Consider the following 16,466-nt stretch of genomic DNA (forward strand, 5'->3'; position numbering starts at 1 on the left):
TCGCACTCATGCTCAAACCCGAATACGTATCCGGCCGTGGCCTGCTGCGCGGCAAGTCGGTGCTGATCACCGCTGCCGCCGGCGCTGGCATCGGCTTTTCCGCCGCCTTGCGTGCCGCCGAGGAAGGCTGCCGGGCGCTTATGATCAGCGACATCCATGAAGGGCGCCTGAACGAAGCGGTGGAGCGCATCCGCCAGGCCTGCGGACTGCAGGCGGTGTACGGGCAGGTCTGCAACGTCACCAACGAGGAGCAGGTGCGTGCCCTGGTGGCCGCCGCCGAGGAACGTCTGGGTGGCGCCGACGTGCTGATCAATAACGCCGGCCTGGGCGGCTCGCGCTCGCTGGTGGAAATGACCGACGAAGAATGGAATCGCGTGCTCGACGTGACGCTCACCGGTACCATGCGCATGACCCGCGCGATGCTGCCGTACATGATGGAGCGCCGCGCCGGCGCCATCGTCAACAACGCCTCGGTGCTCGGCTGGCGTGCGCAGAAGGAGCAGAGCCATTACGCCGCCGCCAAGGCCGGGGTGATGGCGCTGACTCGCTGCGCCGCGCTGGAAGCGGCGCAGTTCGGCGTGCGCATCAATGCGGTGAGCCCGAGCATCGCGCTGCACGATTTCCTGCGCAAATCCGCTCCCCAGGAACTGCTGGAAAAGCTCGCGTCCACAGAGGCTTTTGGTCGTGCGGCGGAGGTCTGGGAAATCGCCAACGTGATGATGTTCCTGGCCAGCGACTACAGCTCCTACATGACCGGCGAAGTGCTGTCGGTCTCCAGCCAGAGGGCCTGACATGACGCGTGTCTTCGAGCACCCCGAGCAACTGCTGGCCTGCATCGGCGAAGCCCTCGGCGAGAGCGACTGGATCACTGTCGAGCAGTCGCGCATCGACCAGTTCGCCGAGGCCACCGGTGATCACCAGTGGATTCACGTCGACCCTGAGCGCGCAGCCAGCGGCCCCTACGGCACCTGCATTGCCCACGGTTACCTGACGCTGTCGCTGGTCAACCTGTTCCTGCCGCAGATCATCGAAGTGCGCGGCATTGCCATGGGCGTCAATTACGGCTGCGACCGTGTGCGCTTCCCCAATGTGGTCAAGGCCGGCGCCCGCGTGCGCGGCCGTGCCGAGCTGGTCGCCGCCGAGGCGGTGAAGGGCGCGGTGCAGGCCACCGTGCGCGTCAGCGTCGAGATCGAGGGCGAAGACCGCCCCGGCTGCGTGGTGGACACCATCAGCCGTTACTACCCCGTTTGAAGGACTACCCGGCCTAACCGGCTCTTGTAGGAGCGAGCTTGCTCGCGAACCGGCCTCGCAACGGGGCTGTTCGCGAGCAAGCTCGCTCCTACAGGGCGCCAACCCAGTACTTCCGAAGGAACCCATCATGAGAGAAGCCGTCATCGTCTCCACCGCCCGCACCGCCATTGGCAAGGCCTTCCGTGGCGCCTTCAACGACACCGAGGCGCCCGCCATGGGCGGCGCAGTGGTGGCCGAAGTGGTGCGCCGCGCCGGCGTCGAGCCGGGCGAGGTGGAGGACGTCATCATCGGCGCCGCCGCGCAGCAGGGCACCCAGGCCTACAACCTTGGCCGTCTCTGCGCCATCGCCGGCGGCCTGCCCTCGAGCGTGGCCGGCATGGCGGTGGAGCGCCAGTGCGCCTCCGGTCTGATGAGCATCGCCATCGCTGCAAAGTCCATCGCCTGTAACGAACTGGACATCGCCGTGGCGGGTGGCCTGGAGTCCATCTCACTGGTGCAGAACAAGCACAAGAACGCCTACCGCAACCAGTCGCAGGCCGTGCTGGCGCGCGACCCGGCGGCCTACATCCCGATGATCGAAACAGCCGAAATCGTGGCGGCGCGCTACGGCATCAGCCGCGAGGCCCAGGACGCCTATGCGCTGCGCAGCCAGCAGCGCACGGCGGCGGCGCAACGCGACGGGCTGTTTGCCAACGAGATTATGCCGATGCGCGCGCAACGCCTGGTGGTGGACAAGGCCACCGGCGAAAGCCGCCACGAAGCCGTGCTGATCGAACGCGACGAATGCAACCGCGTCGACGCCAGTCTGGCCAGCCTCGCCGCTCTGGAGCCGGTCTGGCAGGGCGGCCAGTGGAGCGGAGCGGGTAGATTCATCACCGCCGGCAACGCATCCCAACTCTCCGACGGCGCCTCGGCCTCGCTGCTGATGGAGGCCCGCGAGGCCGAGCGCCGCGGTCTGCAACCGCTGGGCATCTACCGTGGCCTGGCGGTGGCCGGTTGCAATGCCGACGAGATGGGCATCGGCCCGGTCTTCGCCGTACCCAAACTGCTCAAGCGTCATGGACTGAAGGTGGACGATATCGGTCTGTGGGAACTCAACGAAGCCTTCGCCTGCCAGGTGCTGTTCTGCCAGGACAAGCTGGGCATCCCCGACGAACGCCTGAACGTCAACGGCGGCGCCATCGCTATCGGCCATCCGTTCGGCATGTCCGGGGCGCGCATGGCTGGCCACGCGCTGCTGGAGGGACGTCGTCGGGGCGTGCGCTACGTGGTGGTGAGCATGTGCATCGGCGGCGGCATGGGCGCGGCCGCGCTGTTCGAGGTGGCCTGATGGATGCCCAACTGATCCGCCGGCGCATGGCGCGCTACGTGGAACTGGTGGATGCCGGCGACATCGACGGCATCCTCTCGCTCTACGCCGATGACGCGGTGGTCGAGGACCCGGTGGGCGCCGGGCCTCAGGTGGGAATCGAGGCCATCGCTCGCTTCTACCGCGAGGGGCTCGGCCGCGCGGAAGTCAGCGCCCAGCTCACCGGGCCGGTGCGGGTCACCGGCAACGGTTGCGGCGCCATGCCGTTCCGCGTCGACCTGAACTGGAACGGCGCGCCGTGCAGCCTGCACGTGATCGATGTGATGGAGTTCGACGAGCGTGGCCTTATTCGCAGCATGAAGGCGTACTGGGGCGATCTCAACCTGGAGCAGAGGCCGGAGTGAAGGCGGCGTATAACGCGGAGCGTTATACGCCCTACGGTAGGGCGTACAACCGTTTGCGGTTGTACGCCGATGGAGTGAGGCAGGCGACTAGCGTGGCGTGCGGTGAGGCTCTTCGTAGGAGCGAGCTTGCTCGCGAACAGACTCCGCTGCGGGGCCCAGGTTCGCGAGCAAGCTCGCTCCTACAGAGGGCGGTTATCTGCCGGTGAAGTCGGCGTTCTGCGTCTTGCCGGTTTCGTAGAAGGCCTTGAGGTTCACCGCGATCTTCGCCACGGTTCGACGCAACGCGGCGGCCAGCAACCATTCGCCCAGGCGACCGCCACGCAGGTCTCCGTCCAGGCTGAGGCTCAAGCGCGTACGCCCGCCATCCGAGGGTTGCAACGCATAGCGGAAACTGGCCTGGCGGAACGGGAAGGGCGGTCCCTGCTCGGCGCGGTGCAGGCGCAGCTCCAGGCCCTGGCTTTCGCGCCAGTCGACCACGCTTTCATCGAGGAAACCGCGTTTCATGTGCACCCGGCGGCTGGCGCCGAGACCTTCACGCGGGCCGGGGTGGAAGTCGCAGCCGGTCAGGCCCGGCACGTAGTGTGGTGCCAGGCTCAGGTCGCGCAGGCGCGCCCAGGCGGCATCGTGGGGCAGGTCGATGATCAATTCGTGTCGGGCGCTGAGCATGGCGTCATCCCTGTGCCGCGTCGAGGAAGGCGGGGCGTTCGCCGCCGCCGTGCAAGGCAATTTCGGCGCCACTGACATAGGCGGCCAACGGGGAAGCAAGATACAGGCAGGCATCGCCGATATCACCCGGCTCGGCGAGGCGTCCCAGCGGAACCGTGGCGGCTACCCGTTGCAGGCCGTCTTCGTTGCCGTAATGCAGGTGGCTTTGCTCGGTGCGGATCAGCCCGCCGATCACTGCGTTCACCCGGACCTTCGGTGCCCATTCCACTGCCAGCGAGCGACCCAGGTTGAGCAGCCCTGCCTTGGCCGCGCCATAAGCGGCAGTGCCGGGAGATGGGCGGGTAGCGCTGACGCTGCAGATGTTGATGATCGAGCCGCCGTCGGCCTGCTGCTGCATGCGCTGATTGGCCAGCTGACAGAGGTTCAGCGGCGCCAGCAGGTTGAGCCGGACAATGGCTTCGGAGAAACGCGGCGAGGCGTCGGCGGCGTCGGCGTGGGGCGCGCCGCCGGCGTTGTTGACCAGCACGTCGAGCCGGCCGTGGCGCTCGTCGATGGCGCTCATCAGCGCCTGCAACTGTTCGAGGTCACGCACATCACAGGGGATGAACCAGGCCTCGCGCCCGTCATGATTGGGCGGCTGTTCGGGCGCTTCACGTCCACAGATCACCACCTCGGCACCCTGTTCCAGGAAACGCTGGCTGATGCCCCGGCCCACACCCTTGCCGCCGCCAGTGACCAGCACCACCTGGCCGCTGAAATCCATTGCTCTCGTCATGTCTGCTCCTCGATGGGGAAGGCTTCCAGCCTAGGCGCGCCGGTCTCTGGCGCCCACGTCCGAAGGGACTAGGGGAGAGCGGACAATATCCAGCACATGTACGGGTCGGCTCTTTTGTAGGAGCGAGCTTGCTCGCGAACCCGTCCAGCGCCGGAGCTGCCGGGAACAGCTGTTCGCGAGCAAGAACTAGGCGTCCCCCTCGCTCCTACGAAATGCTCCGGCGCGACCCGTAGTCCTCTCGGACGATGTGTCGCCCGGCCAGGCGCCGAAATAATCCCGGCACATTCCCCTCCCTGGAGCGATGCCATGGCCGCCTTGCCGCAAGGACACTTCGTCACCCTCAACGACGGACTCCGATTGCATTACCTGGACAGCGGCAGCGGCGATGCCGTGCTGTTCATCCATGGCAGCGGCCCCGGCGCCAGCGGCCACAGCAACTTCAAGCTGAACTACCCGGAGTTCGCTACCGCCGGCCACCGCGTGCTGGTGCCGGACCTGCCCGGCTACGGCGCCAGTGACAAGCCAGAAACCGACTACACCCTGGACTTCTTCGTCGATGCCCTGTTCGGCCTGCTCGACGCGCTGGGCATTGCCCGCTGCACCCTGGTGGGCAACTCCCTGGGCGGCGCCATCGCCATCAAGATGGCCCTCGACCAGCCGCAACGCATTGCGCGCCTGGTGCTGATGGCGCCCGGCGGGTTGATGGAGAAGGAGCAGTACTACCTGCAGATGGAAGGCATCCAGAAAATGGGCGCCGCCTTCGCCAACGGCGAGCTGAACGATGCCGACGGCATGCGCCGCCTGCTCTCGCTGCAGCTCTTCGATCCCGCGCAGATCAGCGACGAGACGGTCAACGAGCGCGTCGCCGTGGTGCTGGAACAGCCGCGCTGCGTGCTGACCCGCATGCAGGTGCCGAACCTGGCCGGGCGCGTGGCCGAACTGTCCTGCCCGATCCTTGGCTTCTGGGGCATGAACGACAAGTTCTGCCCCGCCAGCGGCGCGCAGACCCTGATGGACGCCTGCCGCAACATCCGCTTCGTGCTGCTCAGCGAGTGCGGGCACTGGGTGATGGTCGAGCACCGCGCGCTGTTCAATCGCGAAGTGCAGGCCTTCCTCGAGGAGACCGCGGCATGAGCGAGGCTCTCCAGCGGCAGCATGCCGACGAACTCTACGCCGCCCTGGTCGAGGGCCGCACCCTGGCGCCGCTGACCGAGCGCTGGGCACAGATTGGCATCGAGGACGCCTACCGCATCTCCCAGCACATGCTGCAACGGCGCCTGGCCGACGGCGACGAACTGGTCGGCAAGAAGATCGGCGTCACCTCCGAGGCCGTGCAGCGCATGCTCAACGTGCACCAACCGGACTTCGGCTTCATCACCCGCAGGATGTGGTTCGCCAACGGCGCCGACCTTTCGCTGTCGGAGAACCGCCTGATCCAGCCGCGCGCCGAGGGTGAGATTGCCTTCCGCCTCAAGCGCGACCTCAAGGGGCCGGGCGTCACCGAGGCCGACGTGCTGGAGGCCACCGAATGCGTGATGGCCTGCTTCGAGATCGTCGATTCGCGCATCCACGACTGGAAGATCCGCATCCAGGACACCGTGGCCGACAACGCCTCCTGCGGCGTGTTCGTGCTCGGCGAGGTGGAGCGTGATCCGCGTGAGCTGGACCTGCCCAACCTGCGCATGCGCGTGCGCAAGAACGGCGTGCAGATCAGCGAGGGCCTGGGCTCGGCGGTACAGGGCAACCCGCTCACCGCCGTGGCCTGGCTGGCCAACACCCTGGGCGCCTTCGGCATCCCCTTCAAGGCCGGCGAAATCATCCTTTCCGGATCGCTGGTGCCGCTGGAGCCGGCCAAGGCGGGCGACCGTTTCGAACTGGACATCGACGGCCTGGGTAGCGCCCAGGTGTCCTTCCGTGCATAGGAGTCACCCATGAGCAAGAAACTACGGGCCGCGATTATCGGCCCCGGCAACATCGGCACCGACCTGCTGATGAAGATGCGCCGCTCCGACTGGATCGAACCGGTCTGGATGGTCGGCGTCGACCCATCTTCCGACGGCCTGGCGCGCGCCCGTGAATTCGGCCTGAAGACCACTGCCGACGGCGTCGACGGCCTGCTGCCGCACGTGCTGGACGACGACATCCGCATCGCCTTCGATGCCACTTCCGCCTATGTGCACGCCGAGAACAGCCGCAAGCTCAACGCGCTGGGCGTGATCATGGTCGACCTGACGCCGGCCGCCATCGGCCCATTCTGCGTGCCGCCGGTGAACCTCGCCGAGCACGCCGGCAACCTGGCGATGAACGTCAACATGGTCACCTGCGGCGGCCAGGCCACCATCCCGATGGTGGCGGCGGTCTCGCGGGTACAGCCGGTGGACTATGCCGAGATCGTCGCTACCGTGTCGTCCCGTTCGGTGGGGCCGGGTACGCGCAAGAACATCGACGAGTTCACCCGCACCACGTCAGGCGCCATCGAACAGGTCGGCGGGGCGAAGCAGGGCAAGGCGATCATCGTGATCAACCCGGCCGAGCCGCCGCTGATGATGCGCGACACCATCCACTGCCTGACGGCTGGCACGCCGGACCAGGGCGCCATCCGCGCCTCGGTGCACGAGATGATCCGCGAGGTGCAGCGCTACGTGCCGGGCTACAAGCTGATCAACGGCCCGGTGTTCGAGGGCAACCGCGTCTCGGTGTACCTGGAAGTGGAGGGCCTGGGCGATTACCTGCCCAAGTCCGCCGGCAACCTCGACATCATGACCGCCGCCGGCTTGCGCACCGCCGAGATGTTCGCCGAACAAGCCCACCAGGGCGCCCTGCAATTGCCGGCCCGCTAAGGAGAATGACCATGAACCTGCAAGGTAAGAAGGTCCGCCTGCACGACATGAGCCTGCGCGACGGCATGCATGCCAAGCGCCACCAGATCAGCCTGGAGCAGATGGTGTCCGTGGCCACCGGCCTGGACGAGGCCGGCGTGCCGCTGATCGAAATCACCCATGGCGACGGCCTGGGCGGCGCCTCGGTGAACTACGGCTTCCCGGCCCACACCGACCGCGAGTATTTCGAGGCGGTGATTCCCAGGCTCAAGCAGGCCAAGGTCTCGGCGCTGCTGCTGCCGGGCATCGGCACCGTCGAGCACCTGAAGATGGCCCACGGCTGTGGCGTCTCCACCATCCGTGTGGCGACCCATTGCACCGAAGCGGACGTCTCCGAGCAGCACATCGGCATGTCACGCGAGATGGGCCTGGATACCGTGGGCTTCCTGATGATGGCGCACATGGTCAGCGCCGAGCAGCTGCTGGAGCAGGCGCGGTTGATGGAAAGCTTCGGCGCCAACTGCATCTACTGCACCGACTCGGCCGGCTACATGCTGCCCGCCGAGGTCAGCCAGAAGATCGGCCTGCTGCGCGCCGAGCTGAAGCCGCAGACCGAAGTCGGTTTCCACGGCCACCACAACCTGGGCATGGCCATCGCCAACTCCCTGGCTGCCATCGAGGCCGGTGCCGCGCGCATCGATGGCTCGGTGGCCGGTCTGGGCGCGGGCGCCGGCAATACGCCGCTGGAAGTCTTCGTCGCCGTGCTCAAACGCATGGGGGTGGATTGCGGGGTCGACCTCTACGGCATCATGGATGTCGCCGAGGACCGTGTGGTGCCGATGATGGACCAGCCGATCCGCCTCGATCGCGACGCGCTGACCCTGGGTTACGCCGGCGTGTACAGCTCCTTCCTGCTGTTCGCCAAGCGCGCCGAGGCCCGTTATGCCATCTCCGCCCGTGACCTGCTGGTGGAACTGGGGCGACGTGGCACCGTGGGCGGCCAGGAAGACATGATCGAGGACCTGGCCCTGACCATGGCGGCAAAGGCCGGGCTACTGCCGACCTGAGGCGAGCCGCGCCGGCTGCCGTGAGGGCGGCTGGCGCGTGCTCAGTCGGGCAGGCCGGCCTTGCGGAAGCCTTCGACGAAGTGTTCGCGCACGGCTGCATCGCGCAGCGGCTCGGTCTCTACCCAGTGGCTGATGGTGAAGTTCGGGTTGGTGACCAGGAAGAACTCGGTTTCCGCGCGGGCTTCGTCCAGCCGGCCCAACTGGGCAAGGCTGGCGGCGAGGAAGCGCCGCGAGCTGCTGCGGTAGGTTTCGTCGCGGCGCAGGGTCTGGATCGCGCCCAGATAATCGCGCGCCGCGTACTGCGCCTGGCCCAGCGTCAGGTAGTACCAGCCAGCGGGGAAGGGGTTGAGGCGAAAGGCCCGGCGGATGTGCGCCAGGCCTTCGTCGGTGCGCCCGGCCAGCACCATGACGTCGGACAGCGCCGTCCAGGCGTCGGCGTCGTTGGGGTCCAGCTCGATTGCCTGCTGGAACTGCGCGTCGGCTTCGCTGTACTGGCGCTCGTAGGTCAGCAGGTACGCCAGGCTCCAGCGACAGCCCGAATCGTTGGGGTCGATGCTCACCGCTTCGCGCGCCTGTGCCACGGCGGTTTCGCGCTCCAGCGCGGTCGGGCCGCCGCTGTGTATCCAGCCCATCCAGTGGTTCATCGCCAGCCAGCGCCGCGCCTCGGCGTACTGCGGGTCGAGGGCGATGGCTCGGCTCAGCATCAGGTGCGCTTCGCGCGCGGCCAGCGGCGAATCGTCCATCAACTGGCGGGCGCGTACGCAGAGTTCATAGGCTTCCAGGTTCTTCGGCCGGTTGCGCGGCAGTGGTGTACGCAGGTGGCCGAGCAGGGCCTGGACGATCTGCCCGGTGACCTGGTCCTGCAGGTCGAAGAGGTCTTCCATGCGGCTCTCGAATCGTTCGGCCCAGACATGTTCGCCAGTACTGGCGTCCACCAGCTGGGCGTTGATCCGCACGCGCGCATCGGCACGCCGGGCGCTGCCTTCGAGGAGATAGCGTACGCCCAGCTCGCGGGCGATCTCGCGTACATCCATGGCCTTGCCCTTGTAGGCGAAGGCTGAGGTGCGGGCGATGACAAACAGCCCGCCGACGCGCGACAGCTCCGTGGTCAGGTCTTCGCTGAGGCCGTCGGCGAAGACGGCCTGCTGCGGGTCGTCGCCGAGGTTGACGAAGGGCAGCACGGCGATCGAGGGCTCTTCCGGTAGAGCGGGAGTCACGCGCGTCGCGTCGGCCAGGCGCTGAACGGCGCCGCTGAAGCGGTAGCCGATGCGAGGCACGGTGGTGATCCACGGGGTGCCGTCCGGCGTTTCGCCGAGCACCTTGCGCAACTGGGCGATCTGCACCGTGAGGTTGCCTTCCTCGACCACCAGGCCCGGCCAGGTGGCATCCATCAGTTCGGCTTTGGTGCGGATTTCACCGGGCCGCTCCAGCAGCGTCTGCAGCAGGTTCAGTGCGCGAAAACCGATGGCGACGGGCTCCTCGTCGCGCTTGAGAATGCCGGTAGGGCCATCGAGCACGAAGGGGCCGAAAGCCAGACGCGATTGCAGCATGACGCCCCCTTTGCAAGTTTTTGGAAGTGTTTGGCGCCGCTTGAGGACGGCGCTGTGAGCGACCGCCATGCTCGGCCCCATGAGGCACGAGTCGAATGGAGGTTGCCATGAACGATACTCCCCGCCTGCTGCTGTCGGAAGCGTCATGCAGGCCGTTCAGCCTGCCGGCCTTGCTGGGACTGCTCGCGCTCTGGCGGGCACGAACCCGGGTTCGTCGCCAGCTTGCCAGCATGGCCCGCGCCAATCCGCACCTGGTCGAGGACATCGGCCTGACCCGCTGCCAGGTAGCCATGGAGATCGCCAAGCCGTTCTGGCGCGCCTGACGCTCACTTTTCCAGGCCGAGGCGCTGGTGCCATTGGGCGATGGACTCCTGCGGGTAGTCATCGAATTGCAGGTCGTGCGGTCCGGCCTGCACCTCGACCCAATCTGCCTTTGAGCGCAGCAGCAGATGCGTATGCTCGGGCGGAACCGGCAAGGGCGTGTCGATGGCCGAGGCAAAAGGGTGGATCAGCTCCGGCCAGCGTGCATCGTAAAGCCACAGCCCGCTGCCGCACTGGCTGCAGAAGTGCCGCTCGGCGCCGCTGGTGCGGGTACGCTGGTCTTCTTCGCGGATTTTCGCGTGGTAGATGCTGATGTGCTTGCGTCCGCGCACCTTGAGGCTGGCGGCGTCGCCGCCGAGGTTGATCGCGTAGCCGCCACCGCCCTGGGTCTTGCGGCAGATCGAGCAGTAGCAGCGCTGGTAGGGGTAGGGATGGGCGCTGTGCAGGCTGAAATGCACGGCGCCGCAGTGGCAGGAACCTTCGAGCAGCATGGCTTCTCTCCTTGCTGGCGGGCCATGGGGGATACCTGAGCAGGGACTCGCGGGCGCGCCGGGGATTCCATCGGATCGCACCAGCGGGACTGGCCGTGCCCTGTGCAGTAGACTAGCCGCCCGCCCAGCGCCGGACTCTGCCCATGCTCAGGAATTTCACCGACCTCGATCTGCGCCTGCTGCGCATCTTCGCCTCCGTGGTGAAGTGCGGCGGCTTCACCGCGGCGCAGGCCGAGTTGAACATGAGCCAGTCGAATATCAGCATGCACATCGGCAGCCTGGAAAAGCGCCTGGGCTACCGTTTGTGCGAACGCGGCAAGGGCGGCTTCCGCCTGACCGCGAAAGGTCAGCGGATTCTCGAAGCGTCCCAGGCGATGTTCGACGCCATCGGCCTGTTCCGCGACCAGGCCCAGGCATTGTCCGGGCAACTCGTCGGTGAGCTGTACCTGGGGCTGGCGGACAACGTCACGACCCTGCCGCAGGCGCGCTTCGACGAGACCCTGGCGGCCTTCCACAGCCGCGAGCAGGACGTGCAGCTGAACCTCTACGTGAACTCGCCCACGGAGCTCGAGCTGGCGGTGATCGACGGTCAGCTGGACCTGGCGATCTCCTACTTCAGCCGCACGCGGCCGACGCTGGATTACCTGCCGCTGTATACCGAGGAGATCGGCGTGTTCTGCGGCGAGCGCCACCCGCTGTTCACGGCGCGCAAGCCGACGCTCAAGCAGATCGCCGACTACAACTGGGTGCGCCATGGCTTCCTGCCGGCGGACCAGGAGCTGCCGTTCCGCCCCGAGCGCAGCAGCGCCACCGCACATCACATGGAGGCGGTGGCGCATTCGGTGCTGGCCGGTACGCACCTGGGCTATCTGCCGACCCATTATGCGAACATCTGGGTCGAGCGCGGGCGGATGAAGCCGCTGCTACCGGAAAAGCTCTGCTACGAGGTGACCCACAGTATGATCACCTACGCCGGGCGGCCGCGCAGCGAGGCCGCCCGTGCCTTCATCGAAGACCTGCTGAGCGTGCACGGCCTCGGCTAGTCCTCAGGCGAGCACGCCGTTGACTGCGTTGATGTAGATGCGCGAGTAGTCCTCGGCTTGTAGCGGCAGGGCGTTGGTCTCGGAGGAGGAGATGTCCGCCACCGCCTGTTCTCCGACCCATTGCGCATCCTCGCCATTGAGGCCCAGCTCCTTGAGCGTGTGGGGAATGCCCACCGCCGAACGCAACTCCAGCACCCAGCCGAGCAGGCCGTCGAAGCTCGCTTCCGGCAGCTCCAGGTAACGGGCGAGACGCGTGGCGTCGGCTTCGATGGCGGTGCGGTTGGCCACCAGCAGGTAAGGCAGCAGAACCGCGTTGAGCAGGCCGTGGTGCTTGTGGTGTTTCGCGCCCAGCGGGTGGGCCAGCGCATGCACGCCGCCCAGTCCTTTCTGGAACGCCACGGCGGCGCTGGCGGAGGCCACCAGCATGCCTTCGCGGGCAGCCAGGTCGGTGCCGTTGTGCACGGCGCGTTGCAGGTGCTCCTTCACCAGGCGCACGCCTTCAATGGCGACGCCGGCGGACATCGGGTGGTAGAGCGGCGAGAACAGCGATTCCAGGTGATGGGTCAGGGCGTCCATGCCGGTGGCGGCGGTGAGCGACTTCGGCAGGCCGACGGTCAGCGCCGGGTCGAGGATCACCGAGCGGGCCAGCAGCTCGCGATGGCCGACGACGATCTTGATGCCGCGCGCCGTATCGGTCAGTACCGCCTCGCGGCCCAGCTCGGAGCCGGTGCCGGCGGTGGTGGGAATGGCGATCAGTGGCGGCAGGCCGAGGTCAGGATGGTCGCCCAGGGTCGGGTAACGCTCGATCAGCTGCGACCATTCGAAATGCTGCAGGCCGTTCGCATCACGGCTGAGCAGGGCGATGCCCTTCGCGGCATCCAGCGCGCTGCCGCCGCCCAGGGCGATCAGCGAATCGTGGCCGCCTTCGGCCAGAGCACCGGCGCCGGCGGTGACTTCCTCCAGTGCAGGGTTGCTGGAGAAACCGTGGAATAGTGCGTAGTCGATGCCGGCGGCTTCCAGGCGGCGGCGTACTTCGTGCAGCGGCGGCAGTTCGAGCATGCCCGGGTCGGTGACCAGCAATGGCTTGCGCATGCCGGCAAGGCGGCAGCGGTCGGCCAGTTGGTCGAGTGCACCAACACCGCAGAGGATTTCCGTGGGGTAGTTCCAGTAGTTCAGGGTGGACATGACAAGCTCCGGATTTCAGGCATGACCTGCCCGTGCCGGCTTGTGCAAGCCAGCGGCGGGAGGCGTGGGAAATGAGGCGTCGGGCAGGCCGGCGCCGGGAATTCAGCTGACCGCTCAGCCGACCGCGCGGCCGGCGAAGCTCAGGCTGGTGGCGATGCGGCGGTGCGGCTTGGCGATGAACAGGTAGGCCAGGCCGAACAGGGCGAGGACGGAGAACACCACGATCACCGCCCAGACCTGGAACCAGGGCGCGCCGGGCGGGGCAAGCATTTCCCGCGGCCAGGCCACGTTGATTGCCTCGAACACCAGCCAGACCACCGCGATGACGTTGACCAGCAGGCCCTTGCGGCCAAGCTTCAGTGCACCCTTGTCCGGGTCCCAGCGGCCGCTCAGGCGGGCATACAGCGCGCTGGCGGCGACGATCAGGAAGACGAAGAAGAATCCGCCGCTGCCGAAGGCGATCAGCGTGCCGACTGCCGTGGCGTTCAGCCCCAGCGCGAGGCCCAGGCTGGCCAACAGGGTGCTGCAGACCATCGCCGCCATCGGCACCTTGCGTTTGTCCACGCGGCGCAGCAGGGCTGAGCCGGGGAGGATTTCATCGCGCGCCATGCCGAAGATGGCGCGGCCGATGTAGGTCTGCACCGAGACCACGCAGGCGATGAAGGCGACCAGCACAATGGCCACGAACGGCCGCTCGGCCCAGGCGCCAAAGGCGTCCACCACGGCCGGGGTCACCGGGTCGATGATCTGCCCGCTGACCACGGCGGCCGGGTCCTTGAATGACAGGGTGACGGCGAAGGCGGTGAGCATCACGGTCAGCCCGACCACCAGCATCGAACGCAGGATGGCGCGGGGTGTGGAGACGCGGGCGTCGGTGGTTTCCTCGGAAATCTGCGAGCAGGCGTCGAAGCCGAGGAAGGCCCAGCCGCCCACGGCCAGCGCGGTGAGGAAGCCTGACCAGTAGGTACCGCCGGAGACCTCCAGGGCATTGAGGCTGCTGAACAGCATCTCGAAGGAGTGGTTGCGGAAGAACAGCAGCAACAGCACACCGATGCCGATGGAGGCGATGGCCTCGGCGAAGATGCCGGCATTGACGAAGTACTTCAGCGGGTTGATACCGAGCAGGTTCACTCCCAGCCCCAGGGCCAGCAGTGCCGCGCCACAGAGCACCTGAGCGTTGGCCGATGGCGGCTCGCCGGTCACCAGCAGTCCGAGCCAGAAACCGCCCAGATAGGCGACGGTGGTCAGCGAGGCGAGGGCGGAGGCGAGGTAGAGGAAGCCGGTGAACCAGGCCGCACGGTCGCCGATCAGCCGGCGCACCCACTGATAGCAGCCGCCGGCCAGCGGGAACTGCGAGGACAGTTCGGCGTACACCAGCGCCACGGTGAGTTGCAGCAGCAGGCACAGCGGCACCACCCACACCCAAGATGGACCGACGCTCATGGCGCCCAGGGACATCACCGAGTAGATGCCGACAACCGGGGAAATGGTGGCGAAGCCGACGGAGAAGGACGACCACAGGTTCAGCCCGCGGTCCAGTTCCTGGCGGTAGCCATGGCTGGCGAGCAGGCTTTCGTCGCCGTTGCTGCCTTGGCTGGCAGCGGTACGAAGGTCAGACATGCCGGCCTCCGGTGTTCAGGGAAAAGTGGGATTCACGGCCAGGCATGACGGGGCGCATGGGAGATCCTCGGGGCAGTTGGAGTTGTTATCGAGAACCCGCGTCTCTAAAGGACGGCTGAGTAGCTGGCGCTGTCAATGCAGCGCGTGGCCAGAGTAGGGGGCTGCCGCATCAGGAAAAATTCATATTTGATTGGGCTGACATCAGGTACGGCTGATGTTTGTGCTGCGAAGGGCGCAATGATGCCAGGGTCAGGCGTTGTGGGAGAGCCAATCAGTAGGAGCGAGCTTGCTCGCGAAGAAGGCGGGCACACACTTGGGGCGGGCGGCAGGATGCGGGTTCGCGAGCAAGCTCGCTCCTGCGCAAAACAACGATGTTGTCCCGGGAACGGCGGTGCGTTCCCGGTGTGGATCGGTATCAGCAGTGCTTGTCCTGCCCGGCCTTTTTCTCGGCGTCCGGCTGGGCGTTCTGTGCGGTCTGCTGTTCGGCATCGGTCCTGGTGCGCAGAGCCTGGTAGTTGGCTTCGGTCAGGCGGTTGGTCATCAGGGGCGACTCTTCGGCCATGGAAGCCTGGCTGGCGAGCAGGGCGGCGAGGGTCAGGACGCTGGCAGTGAGCAGTTTCATGAGGGGATTCTCGGTAATGAGTCTATTGGGATGGTGCTCGCGAGTGGTCGCAGTCTACTGGCGCGTCGCCAGGGCAACCCATGAGGAAAACTGCTGGGAATGATCGAATCGCTTGGCGGGCTCACTGCAGGCCAAGCCCCGCCGAGTCGGAGATTGGCCTGTAAGCCTTGGTATTCGTAGGTTCGAGGAGGAGCCTTGGCAGCCCCTCGGTGGTTGTCGATCAGCCAACCCTGAAGCCAGGCTAATGAATCCATGCATCGCGCCTAACGAGTGCGACGAACACCCTCAGGCCTTTACGTAGACCCATGCCTCAAGGCCGGACTGCAACTGGACATTGATCCGCTGGTAATCGGAAACCTCATAGGCGTCCGCCGCCAGCAGTTCCTGCTGGGTGATCTCGAACACCGTCCCCGGTACCCGGTCCGCCTCCACGCCGCTGTACTGGACGATGGGGTGATGGGTCTTGCCACTGGTGGCGAGCACCGCCGGATCGGTGATTTCCACCCAGTCGGTACGAAAGGCTACCAGCGCGTCGGCGCGGCCGTGCAGCTCGCGGCCGAAGCTGGCCAGTTGCACGGCCTTGTCCTGCAGGGTGCCGTAGGAGAACAGCAGTACGTTTTCACTCATCGCGGGGGCTCCGGGTCAGGCCAGCAGGTCTTCGTAGAAGGCGCCATAGGCTTTGTTCGGGTGGGCGAGCTGGATTTCCAGGATCCACAGGCCGCCATGGGGATGCTCGGCATAGTCGCCCAGGTCGCCTGCGCGGTAGATGGCGTGGGGAAAGTCGCTGACCCGATGGCCCTTGATATCCAGATTCAGCTTCCAGCCCATGGCCTCGGCCTGCTGGTGGGCGAAGTCGTAGAGCTCGACGCCGCTGCAGCCGGTCTCGCGCCAGCGCGCCTCGACGTGTTCGAACAGCGTTTTCGCCGCCGCGGCGCAGGCAGCCATTTCCGGGTCATCTCCGGTGACGAAGGTGGCCCCCGCGTCGCCCTCGTGGCCGCGCCAGACCACGCCCATGTCGATGAAGAAGATGTCGTTCTCGCCCAGCACCGGGTTGCCCTCGGAGCGCTGCTTGAAGGTCTTCAGGGTGTTGGCGCCGAAGCGGATCAGCAGCGGGTGCCAGATGCGCTCCATGCCCAGGTCGGCGAGCACCTGCTTGCCGATGGCGACGGCCTCCAGTTCGGTCATGCCGGGGAGGATCGCGGCGGCAATGGCGTCCACGGCTTCCCAGGTGCGGGCCTGGGCGTATTGCATCGATTCCAGCGCGTAATTCGCGCCGACGGCTTCCTTGGCGTACACGGCGGTGTTCATTTTTCTTCTCTCTGAGCGACAACCTTATCGCCATA

General features: G+C 66.7%; 19 protein-coding genes. 10 read left to right on the plus strand and 9 right to left on the minus strand.

Annotation, left to right across the window (positions count from 1 at the left end; genetic code table 11):
• Positions 1 to 8: 8 nt before the first annotated feature.
• From AC2T4A_RS17835 to AC2T4A_RS17850, 4 genes are all read left to right on the plus strand, one after another.
• Positions 9 to 791 carry an SDR family oxidoreductase gene (locus AC2T4A_RS17835; protein ID WP_486741392.1) on the plus strand — a complete coding sequence of 261 codons (783 nt, stop codon included), beginning with the start codon at positions 9 to 11 and terminating at the stop codon, positions 789 to 791.
• A gap of 1 nt (position 792) precedes the next feature.
• Positions 793 to 1,251, plus strand: a complete 459-nt coding sequence (locus tag AC2T4A_RS17840) for a MaoC family dehydratase (protein WP_486741393.1) — start codon at positions 793 to 795, stop codon at positions 1,249 to 1,251.
• A gap of 127 nt (positions 1,252 to 1,378) precedes the next feature.
• Positions 1,379 to 2,581, plus strand: coding sequence for an acetyl-CoA C-acyltransferase (locus AC2T4A_RS17845; RefSeq protein WP_486741394.1), 1,203 nt, complete (start codon positions 1,379 to 1,381; stop codon positions 2,579 to 2,581).
• Positions 2,581 to 2,964, plus strand: coding sequence for a nuclear transport factor 2 family protein (locus AC2T4A_RS17850; protein ID WP_486741395.1), 384 nt, complete (start codon positions 2,581 to 2,583; stop codon positions 2,962 to 2,964). Before AC2T4A_RS17845 ends, AC2T4A_RS17850 begins: the two co-directional genes overlap by 1 nt.
• Before the next feature lie 192 nt (positions 2,965 to 3,156).
• Here the strand turns inward: AC2T4A_RS17850 and AC2T4A_RS17855 are convergent, their stop codons facing one another.
• Together AC2T4A_RS17855 and AC2T4A_RS17860 are read right to left on the minus strand one after the other, a co-directional pair.
• The gene (locus AC2T4A_RS17855) at positions 3,157 to 3,630 is read right to left on the minus strand and encodes an SRPBCC family protein (RefSeq protein ID WP_486741396.1); all 474 of its coding nucleotides are present in this window, start codon (positions 3,628 to 3,630) and stop codon (positions 3,157 to 3,159) included.
• 4 nt (positions 3,631 to 3,634) lie between these two features.
• Positions 3,635 to 4,405 (minus strand): SDR family oxidoreductase, encoded by a 771-nt coding sequence (locus AC2T4A_RS17860; protein WP_478378739.1) that lies wholly within the window; start codon positions 4,403 to 4,405, stop codon positions 3,635 to 3,637.
• 306 nt (positions 4,406 to 4,711) lie between these two features.
• Between AC2T4A_RS17860 and AC2T4A_RS17865 the strand changes: the two genes are divergently transcribed.
• The 4 genes from AC2T4A_RS17865 to dmpG are packed head-to-tail and all read left to right on the plus strand — an operon-like array spanning position 4,712 to position 8,291.
• A complete protein-coding gene (locus AC2T4A_RS17865; protein WP_486741397.1) occupies positions 4,712 to 5,539 on the plus strand; it encodes an alpha/beta fold hydrolase in 828 nt (275 codons plus the stop codon).
• Positions 5,536 to 6,327, plus strand: a complete 792-nt coding sequence (locus AC2T4A_RS17870) for a fumarylacetoacetate hydrolase family protein (RefSeq protein WP_416749355.1) — start codon at positions 5,536 to 5,538, stop codon at positions 6,325 to 6,327. The genes AC2T4A_RS17865 and AC2T4A_RS17870 overlap by 4 nt, the downstream gene beginning before the upstream one ends.
• A 9-nt stretch (positions 6,328 to 6,336) precedes the next feature.
• Positions 6,337 to 7,245, plus strand: coding sequence for an acetaldehyde dehydrogenase (acetylating) (locus AC2T4A_RS17875; RefSeq protein ID WP_486741398.1), 909 nt, complete (start codon positions 6,337 to 6,339; stop codon positions 7,243 to 7,245).
• Between the two features lie 11 nt (positions 7,246 to 7,256).
• Positions 7,257 to 8,291, plus strand: coding sequence for a 4-hydroxy-2-oxovalerate aldolase (gene dmpG / locus AC2T4A_RS17880; protein ID WP_325438151.1), 1,035 nt, complete (start codon positions 7,257 to 7,259; stop codon positions 8,289 to 8,291).
• Between the two features lie 41 nt (positions 8,292 to 8,332).
• Here the strand turns inward: dmpG and AC2T4A_RS17885 are convergent, their stop codons facing one another.
• A complete protein-coding gene (locus tag AC2T4A_RS17885; RefSeq protein ID WP_486741400.1) occupies positions 8,333 to 9,841 on the minus strand; it encodes a winged helix-turn-helix domain-containing tetratricopeptide repeat protein in 1,509 nt (502 codons plus the stop codon).
• 107 nt (positions 9,842 to 9,948) lie between these two features.
• Between AC2T4A_RS17885 and AC2T4A_RS17890 the strand changes: the two genes are divergently transcribed.
• Entirely contained in the window at positions 9,949 to 10,164 is a 216-nt protein-coding gene (locus AC2T4A_RS17890; RefSeq protein WP_486741401.1) for a DUF1127 domain-containing protein, read from the plus strand.
• 3 nt (positions 10,165 to 10,167) lie between these two features.
• Here AC2T4A_RS17890 and AC2T4A_RS17895 read toward each other — a convergent pair whose 3' ends face one another.
• Positions 10,168 to 10,653, minus strand: coding sequence for a GFA family protein (locus AC2T4A_RS17895; protein ID WP_486741402.1), 486 nt, complete (start codon positions 10,651 to 10,653; stop codon positions 10,168 to 10,170).
• Between the two features lie 143 nt (positions 10,654 to 10,796).
• Here AC2T4A_RS17895 and AC2T4A_RS17900 point away from each other — a divergent pair, with 143 nt between their 5' ends.
• Positions 10,797 to 11,696, plus strand: a complete 900-nt coding sequence (locus AC2T4A_RS17900; RefSeq protein WP_416749366.1) for a LysR family transcriptional regulator — start codon at positions 10,797 to 10,799, stop codon at positions 11,694 to 11,696.
• Between the two features lie 3 nt (positions 11,697 to 11,699).
• Here AC2T4A_RS17900 and AC2T4A_RS17905 read toward each other — a convergent pair whose 3' ends face one another.
• The 5 genes from AC2T4A_RS17905 to AC2T4A_RS17925 all read right to left on the minus strand — a co-directional run bounded on the left by AC2T4A_RS17905 (position 11,700) and on the right by AC2T4A_RS17925 (position 16,431).
• Positions 11,700 to 12,881, minus strand: a complete 1,182-nt coding sequence (locus AC2T4A_RS17905; protein WP_486741403.1) for an iron-containing alcohol dehydrogenase — start codon at positions 12,879 to 12,881, stop codon at positions 11,700 to 11,702.
• 114 nt (positions 12,882 to 12,995) lie between these two features.
• Entirely contained in the window at positions 12,996 to 14,501 is a 1,506-nt protein-coding gene (locus tag AC2T4A_RS17910) for an APC family permease (protein WP_486741404.1), read from the minus strand.
• A gap of 415 nt (positions 14,502 to 14,916) precedes the next feature.
• Complete coding sequence (locus AC2T4A_RS17915; RefSeq protein ID WP_486741405.1) at positions 14,917 to 15,123, minus strand: hypothetical protein; 207 nt, start codon at positions 15,121 to 15,123, stop codon at positions 14,917 to 14,919.
• A gap of 285 nt (positions 15,124 to 15,408) precedes the next feature.
• Positions 15,409 to 15,750, minus strand: coding sequence for a gamma-glutamylcyclotransferase family protein (locus tag AC2T4A_RS17920; protein ID WP_416749374.1), 342 nt, complete (start codon positions 15,748 to 15,750; stop codon positions 15,409 to 15,411).
• Positions 15,751 to 15,765: 15 nt separating this feature from the next.
• Positions 15,766 to 16,431: a M24 family metallopeptidase gene (locus tag AC2T4A_RS17925; protein WP_486741406.1), complete on the minus strand. Its 666-nt coding sequence runs from the start codon at positions 16,429 to 16,431 to the stop codon at positions 15,766 to 15,768.
• Positions 16,432 to 16,466 lie beyond the last annotated feature (35 nt).

The organism is Pseudomonas sp. PVC-3-1 (genome assembly GCF_057444315.1).